Raw genomic sequence first — 531 nt, forward strand, 5'->3', positions numbered from 1 at the left:
CGGCCGTCAGGACCCGCCGGCCGCGCGCCCGGTGGTCACTCACCGAACACCTCGCGGTACTTCGGATCCGACCACAGCTCCCGGTGCGGCGCGCAGGCGCGCACCGTTCCGCCGTCGAGCCAGGCGACCAGGTCCGCCCGTGCCGCCGTGCCGACGCGGTGGGCGATGATCAAGCGGGTCCGGCCGTCGCGGGTCAGCACGTCGCCCACCTGCGTCTCGGTCACGGTGTCCAGGCTGGAGGTGGCGTCGTCGAGGATGAGGACCCGGCCGGGATGGGCGAACGCCCGCGCCAGCCCCAGCCGCTGCAGCTCACCGCCGGACATCGGCGCCTCCGTCGGCGGTGTGCGGTAGCCGAGGGGCAGCCGGCGGATGAAGGCGTCCGCGCACGCCGCGCGGGCGGCCGCCTCGGCGTCGTCGCCGATCGCCTCGGCGATCGTGTCGCCGAACAGCGTGGGCCGCGCGAAGGCGTACCCGACCGCGTTCCGCAGCGCGTCGTGCCCCAGCGACGTCAGGGGCACCCCGTCGAGCCGG

The 531-nt window shown here is 76.3% G+C and carries 1 protein-coding gene; it reads right to left on the reverse strand.

Translation table 11 applies throughout. The features are described from left to right. Nucleotides 1–35 precede the first annotated feature (35 nt). Nucleotides 36–531 (reverse strand): ATP-binding cassette domain-containing protein (locus tag ACFFNX_RS52165; protein WP_378213918.1); only part of this gene is annotated, 496 nt, incomplete at its 5' end.

It is taken from the genome of Actinoallomurus acaciae, assembly GCF_042429965.1.
GTDB classification, from domain to species: Bacteria; Actinomycetota; Actinomycetes; order Streptosporangiales; family Streptosporangiaceae; genus Actinoallomurus; species Actinoallomurus acaciae.